The sequence below is a fragment of the Paenibacillus sp. GQ49 genome (assembly GCF_059759055.1).
The window spans coordinates 603,375-628,300 of sequence record NZ_JCAXEL010000001.1 but is presented as its reverse complement, the minus strand read 5'-3'; the positions used below and the strand labels follow the sequence as shown (position 1 = coordinate 628,300).

Annotated in this window: 20 protein-coding genes and 1 tRNA gene; 18 read left to right on the top strand and 3 right to left on the bottom strand. The window is 46.8% G+C overall.

From position 1 onward, the window contains the following. Positions 1-457: 457 nt before the first annotated feature. The 4 genes from citZ to AC6CIF_RS02890 all read left to right on the top strand — a co-directional run bounded on the left by citZ (position 458) and on the right by AC6CIF_RS02890 (position 4,528). A complete protein-coding gene (gene citZ / locus AC6CIF_RS02905; protein WP_017689488.1) occupies positions 458-1,570 on the top strand; it encodes a citrate synthase in 1,113 nt (370 codons plus the stop codon). Between the two features lie 147 nt (positions 1,571-1,717). Beyond that, positions 1,718-3,010 carry an NADP-dependent isocitrate dehydrogenase gene (gene icd, locus AC6CIF_RS02900; protein WP_036609828.1) on the top strand — a complete coding sequence of 431 codons (1,293 nt, stop codon included), beginning with the start codon at positions 1,718-1,720 and terminating at the stop codon, positions 3,008-3,010. A gap of 15 nt (positions 3,011-3,025) precedes the next feature. After that, positions 3,026-3,967: a malate dehydrogenase gene (gene mdh, locus AC6CIF_RS02895; protein WP_498197790.1), complete on the top strand. Its 942-nt coding sequence runs from the start codon at positions 3,026-3,028 to the stop codon at positions 3,965-3,967. 135 nt (positions 3,968-4,102) lie between these two features. Further along, positions 4,103-4,528 (top strand): hypothetical protein, encoded by a 426-nt coding sequence (locus tag AC6CIF_RS02890; protein WP_017689485.1) that lies wholly within the window; start codon positions 4,103-4,105, stop codon positions 4,526-4,528. 264 nt (positions 4,529-4,792) lie between these two features. Here AC6CIF_RS02890 and AC6CIF_RS02885 read toward each other — a convergent pair whose 3' ends face one another. Beyond that, entirely contained in the window at positions 4,793-6,352 is a 1,560-nt protein-coding gene (locus AC6CIF_RS02885) for a histidine kinase N-terminal 7TM domain-containing diguanylate cyclase (protein ID WP_498197788.1), read from the bottom strand. Between the two features lie 389 nt (positions 6,353-6,741). Here AC6CIF_RS02885 and AC6CIF_RS02880 point away from each other — a divergent pair, with 389 nt between their 5' ends. The 12 genes from AC6CIF_RS02880 to AC6CIF_RS02825 all read left to right on the top strand — a co-directional run bounded on the left by AC6CIF_RS02880 (position 6,742) and on the right by AC6CIF_RS02825 (position 19,920). After that, entirely contained in the window at positions 6,742-7,611 is an 870-nt protein-coding gene (locus AC6CIF_RS02880) for an SDR family oxidoreductase (RefSeq protein WP_339300382.1), read from the top strand. A gap of 294 nt (positions 7,612-7,905) precedes the next feature. Further along, a complete protein-coding gene (locus AC6CIF_RS02875) occupies positions 7,906-8,253 on the top strand; it encodes a cupin domain-containing protein (protein WP_498197787.1) in 348 nt (115 codons plus the stop codon). Between the two features lie 43 nt (positions 8,254-8,296). Next, positions 8,297-10,117 (top strand): two-component system histidine kinase PnpS, encoded by a 1,821-nt coding sequence (gene pnpS / locus AC6CIF_RS02870; protein WP_498197785.1) that lies wholly within the window; start codon positions 8,297-8,299, stop codon positions 10,115-10,117. Positions 10,118-10,233: 116 nt separating this feature from the next. Then, a complete protein-coding gene (locus AC6CIF_RS02865) occupies positions 10,234-10,962 on the top strand; it encodes a response regulator transcription factor (protein WP_036609823.1) in 729 nt (242 codons plus the stop codon). A 152-nt stretch (positions 10,963-11,114) separates the two neighbouring features. Beyond that, complete coding sequence (locus AC6CIF_RS02860) at positions 11,115-12,296, top strand: methyl-accepting chemotaxis protein (protein WP_498197783.1); 1,182 nt, start codon at positions 11,115-11,117, stop codon at positions 12,294-12,296. A 227-nt stretch (positions 12,297-12,523) separates the two neighbouring features. Further along, positions 12,524-13,279: a phosphate ABC transporter ATP-binding protein PstB gene (gene pstB, locus AC6CIF_RS02855; RefSeq protein WP_036609821.1), complete on the top strand. Its 756-nt coding sequence runs from the start codon at positions 12,524-12,526 to the stop codon at positions 13,277-13,279. Positions 13,280-13,342: 63 nt separating this feature from the next. After that, positions 13,343-14,002 carry a phosphate signaling complex protein PhoU gene (gene phoU / locus AC6CIF_RS02850; RefSeq protein WP_498197781.1) on the top strand — a complete coding sequence of 220 codons (660 nt, stop codon included), beginning with the start codon at positions 13,343-13,345 and terminating at the stop codon, positions 14,000-14,002. 235 nt (positions 14,003-14,237) lie between these two features. Then, a complete protein-coding gene (gene polA / locus AC6CIF_RS02845; protein WP_498197779.1) occupies positions 14,238-16,892 on the top strand; it encodes a DNA polymerase I in 2,655 nt (884 codons plus the stop codon). Positions 16,893-17,010: 118 nt separating this feature from the next. Beyond that, positions 17,011-17,838, top strand: a complete 828-nt coding sequence (gene mutM, locus AC6CIF_RS02840) for a DNA-formamidopyrimidine glycosylase (RefSeq protein ID WP_289391883.1) — start codon at positions 17,011-17,013, stop codon at positions 17,836-17,838. A 142-nt stretch (positions 17,839-17,980) separates the two neighbouring features. After that, entirely contained in the window at positions 17,981-18,754 is a 774-nt protein-coding gene (locus tag AC6CIF_RS02835; RefSeq protein WP_498197777.1) for a manganese efflux pump, read from the top strand. Between the two features lie 9 nt (positions 18,755-18,763). Further along, positions 18,764-19,360: a dephospho-CoA kinase gene (coaE, locus tag AC6CIF_RS02830; RefSeq protein ID WP_036670004.1), complete on the top strand. Its 597-nt coding sequence runs from the start codon at positions 18,764-18,766 to the stop codon at positions 19,358-19,360. Continuing rightward, a complete protein-coding gene (locus AC6CIF_RS02825; RefSeq protein ID WP_036609809.1) occupies positions 19,357-19,920 on the top strand; it encodes a lytic transglycosylase domain-containing protein in 564 nt (187 codons plus the stop codon). The genes coaE and AC6CIF_RS02825 overlap by 4 nt, the downstream gene beginning before the upstream one ends. Before the next feature lie 82 nt (positions 19,921-20,002). On the opposite strand, the gene AC6CIF_RS02820 is transcribed toward AC6CIF_RS02825, so the two are convergent. Continuing rightward, positions 20,003-20,224 (bottom strand): alpha/beta-type small acid-soluble spore protein, encoded by a 222-nt coding sequence (locus AC6CIF_RS02820; RefSeq protein ID WP_017689472.1) that lies wholly within the window; start codon positions 20,222-20,224, stop codon positions 20,003-20,005. A gap of 116 nt (positions 20,225-20,340) precedes the next feature. Between AC6CIF_RS02820 and nrdR the strand changes: the two genes are divergently transcribed. Both nrdR and AC6CIF_RS02810 read left to right on the top strand, forming a co-directional pair. Then, positions 20,341-20,808, top strand: coding sequence for a transcriptional regulator NrdR (gene nrdR, locus AC6CIF_RS02815; RefSeq protein WP_036609807.1), 468 nt, complete (start codon positions 20,341-20,343; stop codon positions 20,806-20,808). A gap of 185 nt (positions 20,809-20,993) precedes the next feature. Next, positions 20,994-21,066 (top strand) — tRNA-Ala (locus tag AC6CIF_RS02810). A gap of 247 nt (positions 21,067-21,313) precedes the next feature. Here AC6CIF_RS02810 and AC6CIF_RS02805 read toward each other — a convergent pair. Beyond that, positions 21,314-24,925 carry an S-layer homology domain-containing protein gene (locus AC6CIF_RS02805; protein ID WP_498197773.1) on the bottom strand — a complete coding sequence of 1,204 codons (3,612 nt, stop codon included), beginning with the start codon at positions 24,923-24,925 and terminating at the stop codon, positions 21,314-21,316. Between the last annotated feature and the right edge of the window lies 1 nt (position 24,926).

The window sequence follows — 24,926 nt, the reverse complement described above, 5'->3', positions numbered from 1 at the left end:
TCTTAATTAATATAGAGCATTTACAAGGTTTTGAAACGCCGGGATGTTACCAGATCTTGTTCAAAAGCGGACTTTTGAACAAGATCTGCGGGGATTCTTTCTTTTGCCTAGAGTATGCTTTAGTATTACAGAATATAGCAATAGAAAGTTCTTCATACGACAGGATTGGTTAAAAAACATTAAATGTCAACCTTGTTTTTGTAAAGGCTTTCAAAAATGCTTTATCGGACCGATAAAGAAGTTTGATGTGCGAATGAACTCTCATCATGTTCACATAAACGACAAAATCCAGTATGATGTTATAAGTAAATACCGATTGACAGATAGGAAAACCGTAGTTTGAAATATTTGTTAATTTTAAAATGAAAATGTTTACAAAAAGAGAATAGGTGCATTTTGGCACTTATATGACACTCTGGAATGGTTCCTGATTTCGCTTATTAAAGGAGAGATGTATATGACAGCTACCAAAGGTCTGGAAGGCATCGTTGCGACAACCTCTTCGATCAGTTCTATTGTAGACGGTGTGCTCACATACCGTGGTTACGATATCGATGATTTGGCTGAACATGCCAGCTTTGAAGAAGTTGCCTATTTGTTGTGGTTTGGTAAATTGCCAACAACGGATGAATTGAAATCCCTTCGTAAAAGCCTGAGCGATTACGCGCCGATTCCGAGCGAGTTGATTGCACAAATCCAATTGTATCCGAAAAACGTCAGCACCATGGCAGCACTTCGTTCCGCTGTCTCTGCACTTGCACTGTACGACGAGCAAGCGGATGAGATGACAACGGAAGCGAATGAGAACAAAGCGGTTAAGTTGCAAGCACAGTTGCCAACGATTGTGGCAGCCATCGCCCGTATCCGTCAGGGCAAAGAACCTGTAGCTCCAAAAGAAGGCGCTTCCATCGCAGAGAACTTTTTATATATGATGACTGGTGAAGAACCATCCGAGACCGCAGTTAAAGCGCTGGATCAAGCCCTTGTCCTGCATGCGGATCACGAGTTAAACGCATCAACATTTGCAGCCCGTGTAACGGTTGCTACGCTGTCAGATATCTATTCCGGTGTAACTTCCGCCATTGGCGCACTGAAGGGACCACTGCATGGCGGTGCTAACGAAGCTGTTATGAAAATGTTGAATGAGATCGGTACGCCTGATCGTCTTGAAGCGGCAATTCAGGAAAAACTGAATAATCGTGAAAAAATCATGGGCTTTGGACATCGGGTGTACAAAAACGGTGATCCACGCGCCAAACATCTACAGAAGATGTCCAAGGAACTTGGCGAGATGAACAATGATACGCGCTTGTATGATATGTCTGTGAAGATCGAGGAACTGGTAACAGGACAAAAAGGACTGAAGCCTAACGTAGACTTCTATTCTGCTTCTGTATATACCCAACTGGAGATCGAACAGGAATTGTTCACTCCGATCTTTGCCATCAGCCGGGTGTCTGGATGGACAGCGCATATTTTGGAACAGCTTGCGGACAATCGCATCATTCGTCCACGTGCGGAGTACACTGGCCCTACAGAACAGAAATACGTTTCTATTGAACTTCGCTAATAGCCGCAAAAACAGTATAATAATATGGACGAGGTGAAGGGTTGGAAAGCAGAGGCTTTACTGGCTTAAGCTCTCAGGACCCTTCTCTCAACAAGACTAGTGGTATGATGAATACTGCATATACGAATCCTAGGAGGAATTTTAACTATGAAATTAGAAAAATTTGCTCACCCAACTGAAGGCGAAAAAATCCAAATTGATAACGGTACACTTCAAGTACCTAGTAATCCAATCATTCCATTTATTGAAGGTGACGGTACAGGCCGTGATATCTGGAAAGCTTCCAAACGTGTATTGGATGCAGCTGTTGAAAAAGCTTATGATGGCAACAAAAAAATCGCATGGTATGAAGTGTTTGCTGGACAAAAAGCATTCGATACATACGGTGAGTGGTTGCCGAATGATACACTGGAAGCCATTCGTGAGTATATCGTAGCGATCAAAGGACCATTGACTACGCCAATCGGTGGCGGTATTCGTTCCCTGAACGTAGCCCTGCGTCAAGAGCTTGACCTGTACACATGCTTGCGTCCTGTTCGTTATTTCGACGGTGTACCTTCTCCGGTTAAACGTCCTGAGTTGGTAGACATGGTCATTTTCCGTGAGAATACGGAAGATATCTATGCAGGAATCGAGTATGCTGAAGGTTCTGAAGAAGTGAAAAAAGTGATCCAGTTCCTTCAACAGGAGATGGGTGCTAACAAAATCCGTTTCCCTGAGACTTCCGGTATTGGTATCAAACCAGTTTCTTCCGAAGGTTCGAAACGTCTGGTACGTGCAGCAGTGCAGTATGCAATTGACCATAACCGTAAGACGGTTACATTGGTACACAAAGGTAATATCATGAAATTCACAGAAGGTGCCTTCAAAAACTGGGGATATGAAGTGGCTGAAGAAGAGTTCGCTGACAAAGTATTCACATGGGCACAATACGACATCATCAAAGAAAACGAAGGTACAGATGCAGCGAATGCAGCACAAAAAGCTGCTGAAGATGCTGGTAAAATCATCGTAAAAGATGCGATTGCCGATATCGCTCTGCAACAAGTATTGACTCGTCCAGGCGAATTTGATGTTATCGCAACATTGAACCTGAACGGTGACTATCTGTCCGATGCACTTGCAGCGCAAGTTGGCGGAATTGGTATCGCTCCTGGAGCGAACATCAACTACGTAACAGGACATGCTATCTTCGAAGCAACTCACGGTACTGCACCTAAATACGCGGACAAAGATGTCGTGAACCCTGGTTCCGTTATTCTGTCCGGAGTAATGTTGCTTGAGCACTTGGGATGGCAAGAAGCAGCTAACCTGATCTACAAAGGTATGGAAACATCCATTAACAATAAAACAGTAACGTATGACTTTGCACGTCTGATGGACGGCGCTACTGAAGTGAAATGTTCTGAATTCGCGGATCAAATCATTAAAAACCTGTAAGGGGAGATGTGAATCTTGACTATTCAGCGCAAAAAAATCACAGTAGTCGGCGCCGGTTTTACCGGTGCTACGACCGCATTAATGCTTGCCCAAAAAGAACTCGGGGATGTTGTGCTGGTTGATATTCCTCAACTGGAGAACCCGACGAAGGGGAAAGCACTCGATATGATGGAAGCAAGTCCTGTTCAAGGATTTGACAGTCATATCGTCGGTACTTCCAACTACGAAGATACTGCAGGTTCTGAGATTGTAATCATCACCGCTGGTATCGCCCGTAAACCGGGTATGAGCCGCGACGATCTGGTCAATACGAATGCGGGTATCGTGAAGTCCGTTTGTGAAAATGTGAAAAAATATTGCCCTGATTCCATCGTCATTATTCTAAGCAACCCGGTGGATGCGATGACTTATGCAGCTTATCAGACCCTTGGTTTTCCTAAAAACCGTGTTATCGGTCAGTCAGGTGTTCTGGATACAGCACGTTATTGTACCTTCATTGCGCAAGAGTTGAACGTATCTGTTGAAGATGTTCGTGGATTCGTTCTTGGCGGCCACGGAGACGACATGGTGCCCCTCGTTCGTTATTCGAGCGTAGGTGGTATTCCGATTGACACGCTGATTCCGGCAGACCGCATTGAGTCCATTGTTCAACGCACACGTGTTGGCGGAGGCGAGATTGTGAATTTGCTGGGTAACGGCAGTGCCTATTATGCACCGGCGGCTTCACTTGTTCAGATGACCGAAGCGATTTTGAAGGACAAGAAACGTATCATTCCAGTGATCGCTTATCTTGAAGGTGAATATGGCTATAATAATCTGTTCCTCGGTGTACCAACCATTTTGGGTGGTAACGGCATTGAGAAAATATTCGAACTTGAACTGACAACGGAAGAAAAAGCAGGGTTGGATAAATCGGCTGATTCGGTTCGCAACGTCATTTCGGTAGTAAACCTGTAAGTTTGAAAACTTTTTGAACAGAAGCTAAAAGAAAACCTCCGGTAAACCCGGAGGTTTTCTTTTCTTTGGATAAGTTCCCCAGTATAATGGAATGTGATGTATAGCACACCGAAAATGTTGAGGAGGATGAAAATTTTGACAATGATTATGTATTTGCTCCATATTGTTGGAGCACTGGCGATGGGATTCTATTTGATTCTGCCATTTGTGGTCGGTAAAATCCGTACCTTGAATGCTGCAGCACAAGAGGGAGCCTTTGCATCGCTTCGTTCTTTGAACAAAGTTGCGCAGTATGGACTTGTAATCCAACTTCTTACTGGTGGTTACCTGATGACCAAAGGTGAGTATTCTCATGTCTGGATGGCTGTCGTTGTTGTTCTGCTCTTGGCTATTGCGGCTATTGGAGGAATTATGGGTAAACCGCTGCGACTCGCTGCAGAAGGTGTGAAAAACAAGCGTGATGTGGGTCCTGAGCAAAGCAAGATCCGTATGTTCAGTACACTTCTGGCTGTATTCTTGCTAATCATGGTGTACCTGATGGTGAATAATCAGGTGATCTAAGTGCGTTGTGGACGATTAATCCATCCTACGAAGAAGTATTGTTAGTTGTTGGTTAAGCGTTTGCAGACTTAATTAGGACAAGCCGGATGATATGTAAGATGGTGTTTCGTTGAAATAAACAGAAAATAGACAGCCTCATTGGCTGTCTATTTTCTGTTATTATCAAGATGAAATCAGCAGTCCTCGGTGTATTTGAGCTGGAACTAGAGGGATCACTACCATTCATAACAGCATGCATATTCCATCAGAAACGCTCTACAGTGCTTAGGTTGTACTCACAGTATACGCACGCACTGCATTTCGACCATTGCGCTTGGATTCGTACAAGGCAGTATCAGCATCGCGTAACAAGGACTCCAACGAATCCGAACCTCCATTGTACTGGGCAATACCAAAGCTTGAGGTCAGCGTAATAGGCACACCCTTAACATCCAGGGGGTCATTCAACAAGGCAACTCTCAGTTGTTCGGCAAGTTTCTCGGCTTCTTGAAGCGAGGTATTCGGAAGAGCGATGACAAACTCTTCGCCTCCATAACGGGCAAACAACATCTCAGGGCTTAAATATCGATTACAAACAGAGACCACATGAATGATGGCCTGATCGCCAACATCATGCCCGTACGTATCATTGATGCGTTTAAAGTAATCAATATCAAATAAAATAAATGAAACAGGTTGCAGATTAAGCTGAGCTTCACTCAAAATCACCCGTCCTCTATGTAAAAATTGAGTGCGGTTATAGATTTTGGTCAGACCGTCGAAATAAGCCAGTTGTTTCAGCTGTTCTTGCAAGAATCGTTGTTCCGTTATATCGATTAACATAATTAGACTGCCCACAGTCTGTGCATCCTTGTTATACACGTAAGATGTCCTGACCTGGTAACAGACGGTCTCTCCATTTAACTGCCAGTACAGATCGGTTTGCAATCCTTCTCTTCCGTATTCAACGGGAAACGTCTTTCCAGCAAGATTGAGCCAGATCTCATCCAAGGGTTGGCCAATCATGGTTGTATCAAGCTCTGGCAACATGTCACGCAGAGATCGGTTGTAATCGACCAGTCGATTGAAACTATCCAGTACAATAACACCTTCACGCATGCTCTCGAAAATACTGTCTTTGGCGATGGGTACGATGGTCAGTAGACGTGAGGATAGAATCGCCCAGATATACATGGCAGACGTGATACACATGAGTACGGGTACGGGGTCCATCCCGCCGGGGGTCACACCAAGCAAATACAGAAAAGCTGCGACCATAGGAATAATCTGTGAAGTAATGAGAGTAAGTAATTGACGACGATACATCTTCTTGGTATGTCTCCATTGTCCGATCAGAATGAGGCAGGCACATAACAGACAGGAAAAGGTGAATGCACCGTGTACAACATACCATTGACCCACTGCGATATCCATCAGAGGAACGGGACTATCTTCTCTCAGCCATACTTTTTTATAAAATAGATGATGAAAGTCATTGGTTGCAACCATAGCTAGTGTAATGGAAGGGATTACAAACAATGAGGCAGTTACCTTTTTGGATAACGTTTTTCCTGTGTACTTTATCATCAACATGAGGCCAAGAGATGCGGAGAAGGGCATGCCTATATACTCCACGGTGGTCCAAAACATCATCTGCTCCAGCGTGTTGCTGGCTAGCTCAATCGCATAACCAAAAGTGTATATGGAGAGTGCTGCTGTGTAGAGAATGAATATTTTGGAACTGGGGATCTCGGATCTTCTGAAATAGGTATATAAACACAAAAAGACATTCAGCACGGCTGAAGTAGCTACGAGTGTTATATATGAATTAATATGCGATTCCATTGTCAGGTCTCCATGTTAGTTTAGAATGATTAAACCAATAAAAATAAGAGTTAAAGCACATCAGTATACTGTACATTGTACATCAGCCCAAGCAGCATAGGAATACACTTTGTATCATGAAACAGTCTAATTTCGAATAAATTTCGAATTATAGCAAAACAGGCATTAAAGCAAATCGGTTGTTTGATATCCAAAGAGAGTGGTAAATAACGATTAGAGACAGCACGCTGAGGCTTGAGTTGCTGTTGATCACAGAAGAATAATCTGGACTGTTACTGCCATCCTACAGAATGAGACTTTTTTCAGAGAACGAAAGACAAGGAAGTGTGCAGTTATGTCCATGTCTTCTGTAATCCAAATATGTTCACATTTTGAGAGGAGAATGTTAGATGTCAACTACACCACAAAACCAAAAAACAATGCCAGCGCAGCATCAGGATCAACGTCCCGGAATCGAATCAGAGATGCATCCCAGACCGGAATTTGAGAAGCCTGAATACAAGGCAGCAGGTAAACTGACGGGTAAGGTGGCGCTTATTACAGGGGGTGACAGCGGAATTGGACGTGCTGTTGCTGTTACGTATGCCAAGGAAGGCGCGGATGTTGCCATTGTATACCTTAGCGAGCACGAAGATGCCAAGGAAACGAAGCGTCAGGTTGAACAAGAAGGGCGCAAGTGCATCTTGATTGCAGGTGATATTGGTGATGATGCCTTTGCGAAGAAGTCGGTTCAGCAGACAGTGAATGAACTGGGCAAACTGGACATTGTTGTGAATAACGCAGCAGAACAGCATCCACAGCAGAATCTGGAGGATATTACGCCAGAACAGCTGGAGCGTACATTCCGTACCAATATCTTTGGCATGTTCTATGTGACACAAGCAGCCCTTCCACATCTGAAGCAGGGCAGTACGATAATTAATACAACCTCCATCACAGCCTATCGCGGCAGCCCGACACTGCTTGACTATTCGTCTACCAAAGGAGCAATCACTTCGTTCACTCGTTCGCTGTCGATGAATGTGATTGAGAAGGGAATTCGTGTTAATGCCGTTGCACCAGGGCCGATCTGGACACCACTCATTCCATCCACATTTGATGAGAAGAAAGTAAGTGAGTTCGGCGCAACGCAGCCAATGAAGCGGCCAGGACAACCGGATGAACTGGCTCCCGCCTATGTATATCTAGCTTCAGATGATTCTTCGTATGTGAGCGGACAGGTGATGCATGTAAATGGCGGCGAAGTGGTGAACGGATAATACGTAAAGAATATTTAGACTCAGGATAGGATTGATTATATAGAGAGGCGTATCGCTTTCAGCATGACTGAGCGGTGCGCCTTTTTGATATCAAGTGAATATGTATGTCAAAGATGCGGTTTAGCACCTGTTTACAAAAGTCGGCATCTCTGTTGATGCAACTATGATATTTTATTATTAGCCTTGTCTGACTACAGTCGAATAGCGTATTGCACAGTACTGACTGAAAAGATTGGGAGTCCCCTAATCTGTGATATGATAGATTGAGCATTAATACTCGGAGGGACAAGTCATATGAAAATGAGCAAACAGAATGCAGCACATTATATATGGGGTGCACAGTGCGATGGTTGGCACCTTGTTCAAAATGAAACACTGAGCATTATTCATGAACGAATGCCCGCAGGAACGGCTGAAATACGACATGTTCATTCGGTAAGCCGTCAGTTTTTTTTCATCCTCAGCGGTGAAGCGTGTATAGAACTTAATGGAGAGACGTTTGTGCTGGAAACCCATGAAGGAATAGAGATTGCACCCGGAATGCCGCATCAGATGATGAATCGGAGCAACGAGGAAGTGGAGTTTCTCGTAATTTCCAATCCAGGTACCCGTGGGGACCGAATTGAACTGGATTCAATGTAGAGCAATTCATAAGATATTAATCTGATCATAAAGGAAGAGATAGATGAGACCGTTCCGAATTCGCCTTGCCATCATTATGATGATGCTGATCGGTGTATCTGTCATTGTGGCTGGATATACGATGGGCAGAGTGTTTAAGACTACGCATATAGCCGCATTGGAGCAAACCATGGTGCGCGAGATTAATTTGCTCAAAGCAACTTTTCCATTCCATGATGCAAGTGATCCAACCTCGGAAGCCACACGAAAGTACTATTCAGATCGGGCGTTGGAACTGGATCGTCTGACGGATTCCCGGGTAACCTTCATCAATAAAGACGGCATGGTCATTGGGGATTCCGAGAGTGATCCGGCCTCCATGGATAATCACTTGAACCGTGAGGAGATTAAGGGTGCCGTTGGAGATGGGTACGGGCAATCCATACGTTACAGTGAGACATTGGGACAAGACATGCTGTATGTAGCACTACCTGTGAATTCGGATCAAAGTGACATGATTGAAATCCCTAGCGGCAAATTTGATGGCTACATTCGTCTATCCATGAGTCTACAGGCTGTGGATCAAGGGCTTCAGCGTGGTTGGATGATTATGTTTGCTGCACTTGGACTATTGTTCCTAATTGTCGCGTTTGTCAGTTATCGGGTTGCACGCGGATTAACCTCCCCGATTGAGCATATTACAAAAGTGGCCCATCGGATCACCAAGCTGGAATACGATGCCAGAGTTGATGTAACGCGTAGAGATGAGATCGGACAACTGGGGCTTGCCATAAACGGAATGGCAGACAGCTTGCAGTCCCAGCTGAAGACGATTCGTGACAATGAAGCGTTGTTACAGAGTGTCCTCGCGAACATGACCGGAGGAATTGTCATGATCGACGCATGGCAATCCATTGCACTGGTCAATCGGGAAGCGGAGCGTATGCTTGGTATTCAGGCAGGAAAGGTTACGAGTAAACCTTATACTGAATTGAAAAGACACTACGAATTAACACGTACAATCGAAGAGAGTGTTGCACTGAAAGAACGGATGCATGAAGAAGTGAGTGTGTTCAACCCGGAGGAAAAACTGATCCGTATTGATGGAGTACCGATGTCTGAAGATGATGGCGGTTATCGAGGCATGTTGTTCCTGTTGCAGGACGTGACGGCGATTCGCCGATTGGAGTCCATGCGCAGTGAGTTTGTTGCAAATGTCTCTCATGAGCTCAAGACACCAGTTGCTGCAGTCAAAGGGTTTGCCGAAACGCTGCTTAGCGGCGGGGTACAGGATAAGGAGACAGAGCGATCATTCCTGAAAATCATCTATGATGAAGGAGATCGACTTAACCGATTAATCGGGGATATTCTGGAGTTATCCAAAATTGAATCGAAACGCGCACCACTGCAATGCTCACCTGTTCATGTACACTCTTTCTTCGAAATGGTGCTGGGCACCTTGTCCAAGGTGGCGGAGAAAAAGCAGATTCGTCTGGAAATGCATGTTCCGGAGGAACTGTACATTGAAGCAGATGAGGATAAGATGAAGCAGATATTCATCAATCTGTTATCGAACGGCATCAACTATACCCCCGATGGTGGACGAGTGAAGTTACAGGTGACGATGGATAACGATGATGAAGTCATCTTTGCGGTGTCAGATACAGGAATTGGCATACCGAAAAAAGATTTGCCGCGAATCTTCGAGCGGTTCTATCGTGTTGATAAAGGCAGATCTCGTAATTCAGGGGGCACAGGCCTTGGACTTTCCATCGTTAAACATCTGGTGGAATTGCATCATGGCAAATTGTCTGTAGAGAGTGAACTGGGCATGGGGACAACGTTCCGTGTGATCCTTCCAATCATTCAAGACGAAGAGATGTAGGCGTCTGGTATCAAAATGTAAAAAGTGTGTATTGTTTTACACCGCGTTAACAAATTAGTGCTATGATAGAAAAAGTGTTGTGGCAACAGACAACCTATGAAGAGAGAAGGGGTATCATGGCACAGCGTTTGCTAGTTATTGAAGATGAACCTACATTATCAAGATTACTCACGTATAACCTGACACAGGAAGGTTATGACGTTACGGCAGAGGATCACGGATCTGCAGGATATGATCGGGCCTTGTCCCAGGAATTTGATCTCATTTTGCTGGATTTGATGCTTCCGGGCATGAATGGTCTGGACATTCTGAGCAAGTTAAGAATACAGGGTGTTAGTACACCTGTTATCATTCTGACGGCCAAGAACGGTGAAGCCGAGGTTGTACAGGGACTGAAATCAGGTGCCGATGATTATATTACCAAACCGTTTGGTGTGTCTGAGCTATTAGCCCGAGTGGATGCGGTATTAAGACGTTATTCCAATGGTGAAGATTTACCACAGCTTGAGGACAAGGATGGCTCACGAATTATTCTGGGAGAGCTGGAGATTTATCCTTTGAAATATGAAGTGACACTGGGTGGACAATCCATCAGTCTGCGTCCAAAAGAGTTCGAAGTACTTCTGTATTTGGCCAAGAAGCCGGGGGTGGTACTGACAAGGGATGATCTAATGAACGCTGTGTGGGGCTTCGATTATATCGGAGGTCAACGAACCGTGGATGTTCACGTCAGCTCATTACGTAAAAAGCTGGAGCTGGACCCGGAATCGGTTCACATTGATTCGATTCGCGGTGTAGGTTATAAATTGGTTGTCAAAAGAAAAACTCCCCATCATTCAAGTTAGCAATGATCGGGGAGTTTTATTTTACGTTCATTTAACATAAAGGAAGATTTTACTTTACGTAGAGGGAGTAGCATGGACTTATATTAGTGATACTTTATACCTATACCTCCCACCTCAAGACGGAGCTAATACGTAAAGGAGATTGCGCATTTATGCCCATGTTGCTCGAAGTGAAACCCGACCAGCCTCATGTTGTTTTACATAATGAAGAATTAACGACACCCATAATGGAGCAAACTGAAGTAGCATTAGTTGCTGAAGAATCTGTAATCCATTTGCATGACTATTATCGTCAGGTACCTGTCGCGGGGGTCCATACGACCTGTGGAGAAGCAGCGACGATGATGAATCAGGATCAGGAGCACCCATGTATTGTATTGTGTGATGAGCAGATGAAACCTACTGGATTGTTAATGCGAGAGACGTTATATCGGATGTTAAATGGCCGTTTTGCCGCAGATCTATTCTACAGTAAGCCGGTCATACAAGTAGTGAATACATCTCCGGTCATAGCAGATATTCATATGGAAGCCTCAACGATTATTGATATCGCACTTGGACGGAATGAACAGCATTTCTACGATTGTCTGCTGGTTACGGAACAAGACAGGTTGCTTGGTGTGCTGACGATGCGTGATGTGATGTCCCTCTCCCGCAGGCTGCAACAGGCTTCTTCGGCAGAGCGCATACGTACAGTAACCGAGAGCAGACAGGAGATATCCAGAATCAATAATGCGGTCACCAAGCTGGTGAATGCAGCGAATCAGACCGTTCATGAGGCCCGTGAGATCATGGCATTGTCCAAACAGGGCGAAGAGAGTTTGAAACACGTTGATGCTTCCTATAACCGGGTACATCAGCATATGGAGAGTCAAGGACAACATGCGGATCACATGCTGAATTCGATCAAAACAGGCTCAGGGATGGCACAATCCATTCGCTCCCTGGCAGATCAGAGTGGTCTTCTCGCCCTGAATGCTTCCATCGAAGCAGCTCATGCCGGTGAATATGGACGAGGTTTTCAGATTGTTGCAGGCGAGATTCGAGCGCTCGCAAAACAGACCCGTGAGGTTGCGGGGAACATGTCTTCTTTGTTAGAGAATATTGGTGGATTGACCCTTCAGACTGTTGAACTGGTTAAGGCAAGCGGAGCGGAGATTGACGACAGTTCGGTGCATGTCACCGCAGGAGGAGCAACGTTCCGACAACTGAACAGTGCGGTGAGTGGTTTGTCTCGTATAGCAGAGGAGATCGCCATGGAAGGCGGGAAAGCTGGAGAAGTTGCAGAGCACATTCGTACGAAGCTGGATGAGATGGTTTCGAATAGTGAGTAATATAAAGTAGTCAATAAGGCAGGCATCAGCAACCAGATTGATCCATCAAGCAGATCATGAAGGTTAAGGATGTCTTTTTTACATTCCGTTAACATGAAAGTGATACTGTTTTTACAATGAAAGGGTAGGATATTAAAGATGGCCGAGCAGCGATGAAAGATTATCAGTATCGGTCTCAACGTAAAGGGAGTTTCCGTGTCCCTGCAGCGAAGGAGAAGTGAACATCCATGAAGGACCTCATTCACATTGAAAATCTTAATTTATATTATGATACGCATCACGCGCTTAAAAATATATCGATGGATCTGCCGGAAAAAACCGTTACTGCGTTCATCGGGCCGTCAGGTTGTGGTAAATCGACATTGCTTCGCACGTTGAACCGGATGAATGACATGATTCCGGGTGTTCGTGTGGAAGGACAGGTTATGCTGAATGGCTCTGACATTTACAGTAATGAGATTGAAGTGGAGACACTGCGCAAACGAGTGGGCATGGTGTTCCAACAACCGAATCCTTTTCCAAAATCCATATACGATAACGTGGCTTATGGACCGCGCTTGCACGGGGTAACCCAAAAGGCTGAACTGGACCAGTTGGTAGAACAAAGTCTTGTCCATGCTGCACTCTGGGATGAAGTGAAGGATGTATTGAAAAAGTCGGCACTTAGTTTGTCCGGCGGACAACAACAGCGTCTCTGTATTGCACGGGCGCTGGCTGTACAGCCTGACGTTCTGCTGATGGATGAAGCAACGTCTGCACTCGACCCGATCTCCACATTGAAGATTGAGGAACTGGTGAAAGAATTGCATCACAAGTACACGATCGTTATGGTTACCCACAATATGCACCAGGCGGCACGGGTATCTGGACGCACGGTATTTTTCCTGAATGGTGAAGTGGTGGAGGCAGCTGATACGGAGACGTTATTCTCCACACCGCAAGATTCCCGGACCGAGGATTATATATCTGGAAGGTTCGGTTAAGCGAGCTGAATTGGAATGATCCCGGCATACCCGGAGATGATGGATAAGGAGGACATGAAATCTATGATTCGCAGAAAAGAATTTGATCAGGAGCTTGAAGAGCTGCGTACCTTGCTCAAACAAATGGGTGAACATGTAGGAGCAGCATTGGATGGTGCCATTGAGAGTTTACAAACGATGAACGCGGAGAAAGCTCAGGTCATCATCAAGAATGATGCGAATCTGAATGCCCTTGAAGACAAAATTATGGAACTTGGCTCCAAACTGATCATCACACAACAGCCGGTGGCGAAGGATCTTAGACGTATTATCGTGGCATTTAAAATCTCCAGTGATCTGGAGCGTATGGGAGATCTTGCTCTGGACGTGGCGAAGGTGACACTCCGGATGGATGGACAGCAGCTGATTAAACCGCTGGTGGATATCCCGCAAATGGCAGAAATCGTGAAATCCATGATTGATGAATCCATCGAATCTTTCCTGAAAGAAAACACAGATCTGGCCTATAAAATGGCTCAGACAGACGATCAGGTCGATCAACTGTACAGCCACATGATCAGTGACCTCTACACGTTAATGACAGACCATCCTAATCAGGCTTCACAGGCTATGCTGCTGATGATGGTTGGACGCTACATCGAACGTATTGGTGATCATGCGACCAACATTGGTGAGAGCACGGTGTACCTGGTGACAGGCAAACGTCCGGATCTGAACCAATAGGTAGGGCTTTGTTTTGGAATTGGGGAATCAGTGCTTGATAAGAACGCATCATAAAAAATGAAGGACTTTCTCTCGGTTGGCCTGTGCACAGGCTGTCTGCGGAGAAGGTTCTTTTTTTGCTGAGAAAACGGAAGTGAAAAGATGGCTATTCTTTTTTGATGTGACTGGTGGGTATGGTATCATGAGAGTAGATGTAATTTGAAGAGGTTGACCATATAATACGCGAGGTGCTGGAATGGACAAGTTTATTCTCATAGATGGAAATAGCATTATTTACAGGGCGTTTTTTGCAATGCCGCCTCTGACCAACTCGAAAGGTCTGCATACCAATGCGGTATATGGTTTCACTACGATGCTGCTGAGACTGCTTGAAGAGCATAAGCCTACACATGTCATGGTTGCATTTGATGCAGGCAAAATCACGTTCCGCCACGAAGGGTACCAGGAATACAAGGGCGGACGGGAGAAAACACCACCAGAGTTGTCAGAGCAATTTCCTTTGCTCAAAGAACTGCTGAAAGGACTTGGTATTGCTCAGTTTGAGCTGGCTGGATTCGAAGCGGATGACATCATCGGAACGTTAACCAAACGCGCAGATGAAGCGGGCAGACAGGTGCTTGTTGTATCGGGTGACAAAGATATGCTGCAGCTTGCTTCCGAACATGTACATATCGGGCTGACACGTAAAGGGGTAACCGATATCGAGCTGTATGATCCTGCTCAGATTAAAGAGCGTTATGGTCTGACGCCATTGCAAATCATTGATCTCAAGGGTCTGATGGGCGATGCGTCCGATAACATTCCGGGGATTCCCGGGGTTGGAGAGAAAACAGCGTTGAAACTGTTGCACCAGTTCGGATCGGTAGAGGATGTGCTGAACGGCACAAGTGAGCTGAAAGGCAAGATGAAAGAAAAGATTGAGGCCCATGCCGAAGATGCCCGGATGAGCAAACAACTCGCGACGATTCACCGGGAAGTTCCGCTGGAGCAGACGTGGGAGGATATGCAATTCGCTGGATTAAAAGAAGAACATGCTGGCCCTGCACTGGCCAAGCTGGAATTCAAATCCTTGCTCGAACGCCTGTCATTCAGTGGCAGCATTGGTTCTGAACAGGAAGCTGTCCCTGCTGCCGAAGTTGAATCCTCCATTGCAACAGAGGAGAACATCAGTGAGCTGTTCAGTTCCCTCGATTCCATTGATGTACTCCACGTGGAGACACATGGGGATAACCCGCACCAAGCGAGATTGATTGGACTAGCTGTAGGTTCCGCTGGAACCTATACGTTCATATCTCCCGAATTGCTTCATTCCGAGGCAGCGGCTCCAGTGCGGGCATGGCTTGGTAATTCAGACCAGCCAAAGCGCGGTTATGATCTTCATCGTGTAGACCTGGCCCTGCATGCGCATGGCATTGAATTTGCTGGTGCGTCCTTTGATGTACAACTGGCAGCTTATTTGCTTGATCCAACGGAATCCAACCAGACGATTAGTGGACTCACGACCAAGTATGGTCTGCCGTCGCTCGTAGAGGATGACACGGTTATGGGCAAAGGGGCCAAGTACAAGGTGCCGGAAGTGGAGATCTTGGGTGATTTCCTGTGCCGCAAAGCTGCTGCAGTCGCAGCCATTATTCCACTTCAGGAGCAGGTGCTGGAAACGGATGAGATGAATTCATTGTTCCATGAACTAGAGATGCCGTTGTCACGCATATTGGCGGATATGGAGAAACAGGGCATCAAGGCCAATACGGCCGATCTGCAGGCTTTGGGCAGTGAGTTTGAAGAACAGATCAGCAGGTTGATGGCTGAGATTTACAAACTGTCAGGAACGGAATTTAATCTGAATTCACCAAAGCAACTGGGTGAGATTTTATTTGATAGACTGGGCTTGCCGGTAGTGAAGAAAACAAAAACGGGTTATTCCACAGATGCGGAAGTATTGGAGAAATTGGCTCCTTATAATGATGTGGTCAAGCATATTCTGCAATATCGTCAGCTTGCCAAGCTGCAATCCACTTATGTGGAAGGGTTACTCAAAGAGATATCCAATCGGGATGGCAAGGTGCATACGTATTATCGTCAGACCATCGCCGCTACCGGACGACTTAGCAGTCAATTCCCGAACTTGCAGAACATTCCGATTCGGATGGAGGAAGGTCGCAAAATCCGGAAGGTATTTGTTCCTTCCGAGCCAGGATGGTCCATTTTGGCAGCAGACTATTCCCAGATTGAACTGCGTGTACTGGCCCACATTTCGGACGATGAGCGCTTGAAGGAAGCGTTTGTCAACGATATGGATATTCATACAAAGACCGCTTCGGATGTATTTGGCGTGAAGCCTGAGGATGTGGATGGAGATATGCGTCGCTCCGCCAAGGCAGTTAACTTTGGTATCGTGTATGGAATAAGTGATTATGGTTTGTCCCAGAACCTGCACATTACGCGTAAAGAGGCTGCGCAGTTTATTGATCAATATTTTGAAGTATTCCAGGGTGTCCGCCGATATATGGATGACATTGTGAAGGAAGCTCGCCAGGATGGTTACGTTAAAACGTTATTGGAACGACGTCGTTACCTGCCAGAGATTAATGCCAGCAACTTCAATCTGCGTTCCTTCGCAGAGCGTACGGCGATGAATACACCGATTCAGGGAACAGCGGCAGATATCATCAAGCTGGCCATGGTACAGATGGATGAAGCGCTGCGGGAACGCAAGCTGAAGAGCCGTATGTTGCTTCAGGTGCACGATGAGCTTGTATTCGAAGTGCCTGCGGATGAATTGGAACTGATGAAAGAGTTAGTCCCTTCTGTCATGGAAAAAGCTTTGGAACTGTCCGTTCCTCTGAAAGCAGAAGTCAGCTTTGGTGATAACTGGTACGAAGCGAAATAATTCAAGCGCTACGCGGTTTTTCCGGTATTTTACAATAGGCCCTTCCATGTCCGAGATATAAGAAAAGGGTCCCGCTGAGTGCCATCTTCCGTTATAATATAGGGGAGGTGAGAACATCATGCCGGAATTACCGGAAGTCGAAACAGTCAGAAGAACATTGAATCAACTTATTGTGGGCAAAACGATTGATCATGTTACCGTTAGCTTGCCGCGGATTATTCAGCGGCCGGACGACATAGATGCATTTGCAATGGAACTCGCGGGACATACCGTCATTGGGGTGGAGCGTCGAGGCAAGTTTTTGCGTATTTTGCTGGACGGGCTGGTGCTTGTCTCCCATCTGCGGATGGAAGGAAGGTACGGTGTGTACGAGCAGCATGAAGATGTGGAGAAGCATACACATGTGATCTTCCATTTTAATGATGGTACGGAATTGCGTTATAAGGATGTGCGACAGTTTGGTACGATGCATCTGTTTAATGCAGGTGAGGAACTGGTGTCCAAACCTTTGCTGAAGCTTGGACTGGAGCCGCTTGATCCCGCCTTTACGGTAACTGCATTCCGAGAGGCGGTTGGCAAGCGTACAACCAAAATCAAGGCTGTACTTTTAAATCAGGCATATGTGGTTGGTATCGGGAATATTTATGTGGACGAGGCTCTATTTCGCGCAGGTATCCATCCCGAGACTATCGCCAAGACACTGACCGAAACTCAGTTAACGGTGCTTCATGAAGCCATCGTGGCTACGTTACAAGATGCAGTGAATGCAGGTGGATCTTCCATCAAGTCCTATGTGAATGGACAGGGTGAGATGGGAATGTTCCAGCATCAACTGAAAATCTATGGACGCAAATCAGAACCTTGTACAACTTGTGGTACGTTAATTGAAAAAACGGTGGTTGGTGGCCGTGGCACGCATTTTTGTCCGAACTGTCAGCTGCTGTAACATGAACTGAATGAACGAAATGATGAAATCATAGCACCCTTGGATTCCTCCCTCCATATACTGATATGGCAGAAATAAGCGGGCGTATACCCATACTGGCATCTTCAGTTGGCACGAGTACCGCACAGAGGAGGAGTCCGGGGTGCTGCATCATTTTATTTCATTGCTGGCGCTTGCTTTGGCGCTTAGTTTAGATGGTTTTGGAGTCGGGATTACATATGGGTTACGGAGGACTAAGATTCCCCTGTTATCTATCGCTGTTATTTCGATCTGTTCGGGATTGGTTATTGCCTTGTCGATGCAAGTAGGAGTGCTGTTGTCCCATGTGGTGTCACCGGAGATCGCTTCTATTGTGGGAGCCGTTATATTGATAGGTATTGGTGCATGGTCACTGTTGCAACTTATTCGAAAGCAAGGCAAAGAACAACTGGAAACAGACGCTGGAACGGGTGAGGGAACAGAAGCAACGGTAACTGGGGTAGTAGAAGCACAAGAGAGACTGTCGGATTCAAAGGGCAGGAATCAGGTGCTTGCACTGAATCTGGAACAGTCGGCTTCAAGTGGATCACTGGAACGAATGGTATTTACACTGGAGCTGCGCAAGCTGGGCGTTGTCATTCAGATCCTTCGCAGTCCCTCCAAGGCGGATATGGATAACTCCGGGAGTATATCTGCCCAGGAAGCGATGTGGCTTGGTATTGCCCTGTCTCTGGATGCGTTTGGGGCAGGATTGGGAGCGGCACTTCTGGGATTCCCTACACTATGGACAGCACTCATTATTGCACTGTTTAGTGGGGCGTTTCTGTCACTCGGCATGAAGGTTGGCCTACGATTCTCAGCTCTGCGCTGGATGCGAAGACTGTCTGTATTGCCAGCGCTATTGTTAATGATTATGGGAATAATGAAGTTGTTATGAGGTGAAACGATGAATATAGGCTTAACCGGCGGGATCGCGACAGGCAAAAGCAGTGTTTCCGCCTATCTCGCCAGTAAGGGAGCGTTGCTCATCGATGCAGACGTTATTGCCCGGGAAGTTATGATGCCCGGGCATCCCGTGTTGGCCGCCGCTGTTAAGCGGTTTGGACAAGCCATACTGAACGAAGATGGAACACTGGATCGGAAAAAGCTCGGAAGCATTGTTTTTCAACAACCAGAGGAACGGAAGGCATTGGAGGCCATTACACATCCGGCGATCCGAAGAGAGATGCGCGAACGGGCTGCTGCATACGAATTGCAACATCCGGATAAACTTGTGGTGTCTGATATTCCATTGCTCTACGAATCAGGTCTGGAGGACGGTTTCGAGGAAGTCATGGTCGTATATGTCCCGAGATCGGTGCAACGAGATCGCTTGATGAGTCGGGATGGAATGACTGCAGCACAGGCCGAGGCTCGAATGGATGTACAGATGGATATTGAGCGCAAAAAACAGCTGGCAGACATTGTCATCGATAACAGCGGCTTATGGTCTGCGACGGAGCAGCAAATTGACTCATATCTACAGCGTAAGGGTTTGTTATGAGAATATTGCGTAAGAAACGTGTACTGCTGTTGATGTTTGTGTCCTTTGTACTGGTGTTATTTCTGAATACAAACTGGATGGCATGGTTCTATCCCATTCATTATAAGGAAGAGATTCGTGCCCAATCTCAGAGTTATGAGGTTGATCCGTTTCTTATTGCTTCCATTATCAAAGTGGAGACCAATTTTAAGACAAGCAAGGAATCCAAACGAGGTGCCATTGGGCTCATGCAACTGATGCCAGACACGGCAAACTGGATACTGGAACAAGCCAAAATTCCCGACACTTCGCTGGAGGAATTAAAGCACGAGCCTGAACGCAATATTCAGTTAGGTACATGGTATCTACGGAATCTATCCGATCAATTCGATGGCAATGAAGCAGTTATGATCGCTGCCTATAATGCGGGACCAGGCAAAGTAAACAGTTGGCTTAGAGATGGTGTGTGGGATGGCTCGTTCGATACGGTGAAAGATATTCCGTTTGGTGAGACGCGTCACTATGTACAAAGAGTCATTTACTATTATAATCAGTATGTAAAGATCTATAATACGTTCTAAGTATATAAGTAGAAGCACAGAGCAGGCCGGTTATTCACCGGCCGCTCCATGCTCCTCTGTGTAGCCTATTACGATGCAGATATTATTGGTATTGACCTGCCAATTGCTGTTCTGCAATTGTTACCAGACGCTTCGTGATGTATCCACCGATCGAACCGTTCTCGTAAGAAGTCATGTTACCTTGGTATCCGTCTTGTGGGATGCTGATTCCGAGTTCTTGAGCAACTTCATATTTCATTTGCTCGAGTGCTGCGGAAGCTTTAGTTACCACCAGGTTGTTGGAGTTACCATTGCTTTGTGCCATTGCTGTTCACCTCCTCGCGGGTTGGTAAAAGTATTATGTGTCGGCAATGCATTTTTCATTACAAAATCAAGACAGGGAATATGTGGTAAAAAGTAAAACGTGGGAAGTGATCTGATTTGAAGTGTCCTTATTGCGGTTATATGGGTACCAAAGTGCTTGATTCGCGTCCGGCCAACGAGGCAAAATCCATTCGTCGTCGCCGTGAGTGTGAGCAGTGTGCCCGAAGATTTACAACGTTTGAGATGATTGAGGAGACTCCACTGATCGTCATTAAGAAAGATGGCAGCCGGGAAGAGTTCAGCCGGGACAAGATTCTCCGCGGGCTTATTCGTGCCTGTGAGAAACGTCCAGTCTCCGTAGAGACCCTGGAGATGATGGTATCTGAAGTAGAGAAATCTCTGCGCAATACAGCAGATGCTGAAGTTGAGAGTCGCCAGATTGGTGAGTTGTTGATGGAACAGTTGTTTCCAGTCGATGAAGTGGCGTATGTCCGTTTTGCGTCGGTTTACCGCCAGTTCAAAGATATCAATATGTTCATGAAAGAGCTGAAATCCCTGTTGTCCAAAGACGATCTGGAGGATTAGTGAAGTTGGTAAAGGGAGAAGAGCAGTCTGGAGTTCCAGTCCGTGTGTACCAGAGAAATCGGTTGTTCTTCTCCAATCACTTTAGATCTTGAGAAAGTGATTGACAGCGAAAGCTGGATTTTATATGATATAGGAGTCGCCTGTGGAACGTAGCAGTGCTGGACAAGTTATCTATTTCATATCCTGGGGCCTTAGCTCAGCTGGGAGAGCGCATCGCTGGCAGCGATGAGGTCAGGGGTTCGATCCCCCTAGGCTCCATAGTCAAGAACGCCATCACATTATTGTGATGGCGTTTTTTTGTGGTGAAATAAATCAGAACATGCATTAATTAATTAGAATTTTTGGACTTGGTGACGAGCCTGGTGACGAATATTCTAGATGCAAAAATAGAGGGTTTAAAGTCCTGACTGTGGAGTTGTCAAAAAAATTTCAGTTTGAAAACAAGGAGACCCTTCCGGCTGGATATTGTCCAACCGGAAGGGTCTGCATTTATCTGTATACGCTTTCACTTAGCCAGATATTCGACGAACCTTACAAAGATCGTGGCTACTTCGGCGCGGGTGGCGGTGGCTTTGGGAGCAAAAAAGTTGTCCGGCTTGCCTACTACAATGCCGATGTCCCGTAGTGCCTGAACGGCCTCCAACGCCCAAGAGCTGATCTCACTCTCGTCTGTGAAGGACTTAGCGTGGCTATCAGGTAGCTCATAGCCCTTGTACTTCATGTAGTTGTACAGTATCACCAGCATCTGCTCGCGCGTCATCGGTGAATTGGGATCAAACAGGTCTGCGTTTGTACCGTTGACTATGCCTTTTTCGGCTGTCCACTCGGCTGCTGCCGTGTACCATTGTCCGTCCGTCACGTCGCTAAAGCGGGAACTCGTGTAGCTGTAGAGGTTTACGTTCTCAAGATTGGTCAGTACCTGCACGAACATTGCACGCGTCATTGCGTTGCCAGGTGAGAACGTTGTGGACGTCGTGCCGTTGAAAAGATTGTATGTGTAGGCGAAATTTATATCGTTGTAGAACCAGTCGTCCATGTTGGCATCCCTGAAAGGATTGCCCGATATCACGAGGAAGCCCAGTGGGGTGGCGTCATCAAACGCCAGCTCCGTACCCTCACGGATGTTCAGCGACATGCCGTTATCTAAGCTAACTTTTGCGCCGCTCGGTCCTACCACAACCGCTCCGCCGCTCCGTATCTTCGATCCGCCATGGATATCCACACGGTTGCCGTTTGGCAGGTTCACATGCGCGTCTTTGCCGCCTACTGTAACCGTACCGTCGCTCGCGATCGTTGAGCCGCCCGAAATGGTCACTGTGCTGTTGCCGCCGGGTAGTGTTACTTCGGCGCTCTTGTCTGCTGGAATGGTTACCTTACCGTTTGAGTCTATCGTTGTGCCTTCGGGTACCTTAATCTTCGTCCCGCCTTTGGTCGCAATCTCGCCACCACCGGGGAGGGTGGTATTGCCGTTTTTGTCTGTGACCACGGGTTTATCCTTCGGTGTATTCACTGTGTAGGTCGACTTCAACGTTCCAGCGTCTGTCCCGGTGCCCGTATTGTCGGTGTTGCCGGTATTACCCATGTTTCCGGTATTGCCCGTATTGCCGCCAGAATCAGGCACAGTGGGAGTCGTCGTCTTCATCGGCGTCGTCGTCGCACTGATCTCCGCGCCGTCGCCCTTCGCGTTCACCGCGATGATCCTGAAGTTGTAGCCTTGGCCGTTTGTCAGGTTCTTAAAGGTATATTGGGTCTCCGTCGCATCCAGTGTGACCGGCGTCACGTTGCCATACCATACCTTGTAGCCCAAGATCGCACTGCCACCGTCGTCAGCAGGGGCGGTCCAGCTCAATGTGACCTGTCCGTCACCGGCTGTCGCCTTGAAGCCGCTCGGAGCACCGGGCACGACCGGTTTTCTCTGCGCGAACATCCAATCAAAGACGTCTGTGTAGTCATTGTTCCAAGCCGGCAAGTTAGAGGACTGCGCCGTGGGAGCTATGCTCCAATTCCCCATAGTTATCTCGTTGTAAAGAACCGCCGCTTCAACTTCGTGCGCTATGTAATCAGCCAGAACAGGTGTGTTGGCCGGATTCGGCCTCAGATTTGGCTGATCAAATTGATTGTTGGGCCACGTAAGGACCTCATTACTCTCAAAGCGCGAAGCCCTCGCGTTGATCATTTTCGGCATATTGTTATTTATGAAGTTATTGAGGTTAGTCTGGTAGCCTGCAACATTATGAGCATTTACAAACATCCAATAGGCCAGATTGTTGTGAGCGTCGTTGTCCTTAGCATTCGGTGAACCGCTTACCGGGGCCATAGGTGCGGCGGCGGCGAAGAAGCCAGGATGGCTGTTAACTAAGTTGTTTGTATACTGGCCGCCCCATGAGAAGCCAGCCGCGTAAACACGATTAGGGTCTACTTCGCCACTGGCAATCAGGGCGTCTATGACCTTCTTAACATTCTCTGTTGAGGGAACAGATACGCCATTATAGGAAATATTCAGTACATGGCTGGCGTACTTGTCAGGATTTTTCTCCATTTTCTTCATTAGAGCGACCGAGCCGTTGGCGGATTTCATGGCCGCTTTTTGGTCTGTCGCAGCGTTTGTACCGCCGCGTGACATGCCGTGAGTATAAACATACAGCGGCAATCCTTTGATCACTTTACCGTCTTCATCCTTGTGAAGGTAGAGCGAGCGATTGACCGAATTGTCCGTGAATGTTGTAAACTTGTCAAGGATCGGATTCACAACTTTTTCCTGTTCAAAAACCACGTTGCGAAGTGGACTCCCCTCTGTCAGTACGATCTCTCCGTTTGGGACGATGTTGTAAACCTGCTTTGTCGAGTTACTGCTGCCATCCAGCGTTGTTTTGCCGCCGCTCGCTGAATAAAACTCAGACTCAACTACGATGTAACGGCCGCTTGCCAGTCCGTCCTGATAATCTGGTGAATTGTTAACCTGCCCCAGATAGCCGCGTACTTTCGGCTCGTCATTAGCGTATACCCTTGTGATTTTGCGTGGTCCTTCAAAGGTCACTGCTTCGCCGTTCAGGGTCGTGTTCCTAGCCGATAAGGCAAACAAGTCCGGATTAAGCGCGGAGCCTAACGCTGCCTTCCCCTTGCCTAAGTCAATGATGACAGCCGTTGTGTACTCGCCACTGGCGAAGTTGTCATTCCATACAACAAAGGGAAGCAGCCCCGCGTCCGGATCGTTTTTGAATGTCACATGAATGGTATGGTTAGTCTCAATATTCGAAAAGGTATAAGTGCCAGCAGATAGAGTCACGGTCTCGCCGTCTACCGTTACAGTATCCACAATTTTGCCGGAATCGGGAGTAAACGTAATTTCTCTGTTAGAGCCCCGATCTACTCTCAGCACATCGCCGGGTGGGTTCGACATGATTGAGCCGCCCGGTCCCGCAGTGGCGGTGATTGATAATCTGGTGTCCACTTCATTGGCTGAGATGAGCTGCAGGCTGTCTGTAAATGAATCAGAGCTGGTATAAGCTGCGTCTGGAACTCCAAAAGAGGAAACGACTTCATATCGGTCACCGCCCTTTTCCGTCGAGTTATTAATGTAAACCTCAAAGGTAAGCTTGCCCTCCTCAAAGGTCAAGGTTCTTTTGGGTATTCTCATCTCCACGATATATCCTGTTTCCGTGATCTGGGTCCATACAGCTCTGCCCGGAGCTGCCTGCCCTGAGAACACACCCGTCGCGCTGACGCGCCATTGGTTTGAGCCTCCGGTTCCGGTGCCGACATAAAACTCCAGGCTGTCGTACTGGTGATCTCCGCCAGCTCCCTGATATAGATTACTGTCATTCACAAGTACTCGGGAATATAGGTAGTCATGGTCCCAAAGGATTCTGGCTGTGCCCGTGGCATGGGGTCTGGGATCGGCGGGCACAGTGCTTTTGTTGATGTGATGCTCCATGGTCTGGCCCCAGAGTGGGTCGTTCGACCCGAGTTCGGGAGTTCCAAAAATGGCGGTGGGTGTTTCATTCGCTTCTGCGTTCTCGATGTTGTCAGTGGCGGCGGCATAGCTGGTAGGCATTAGCGATGCCACCATTACCAAGCAACAGAGGAACGCGAGCATTCTGCTAAATCGTTTTGGCATA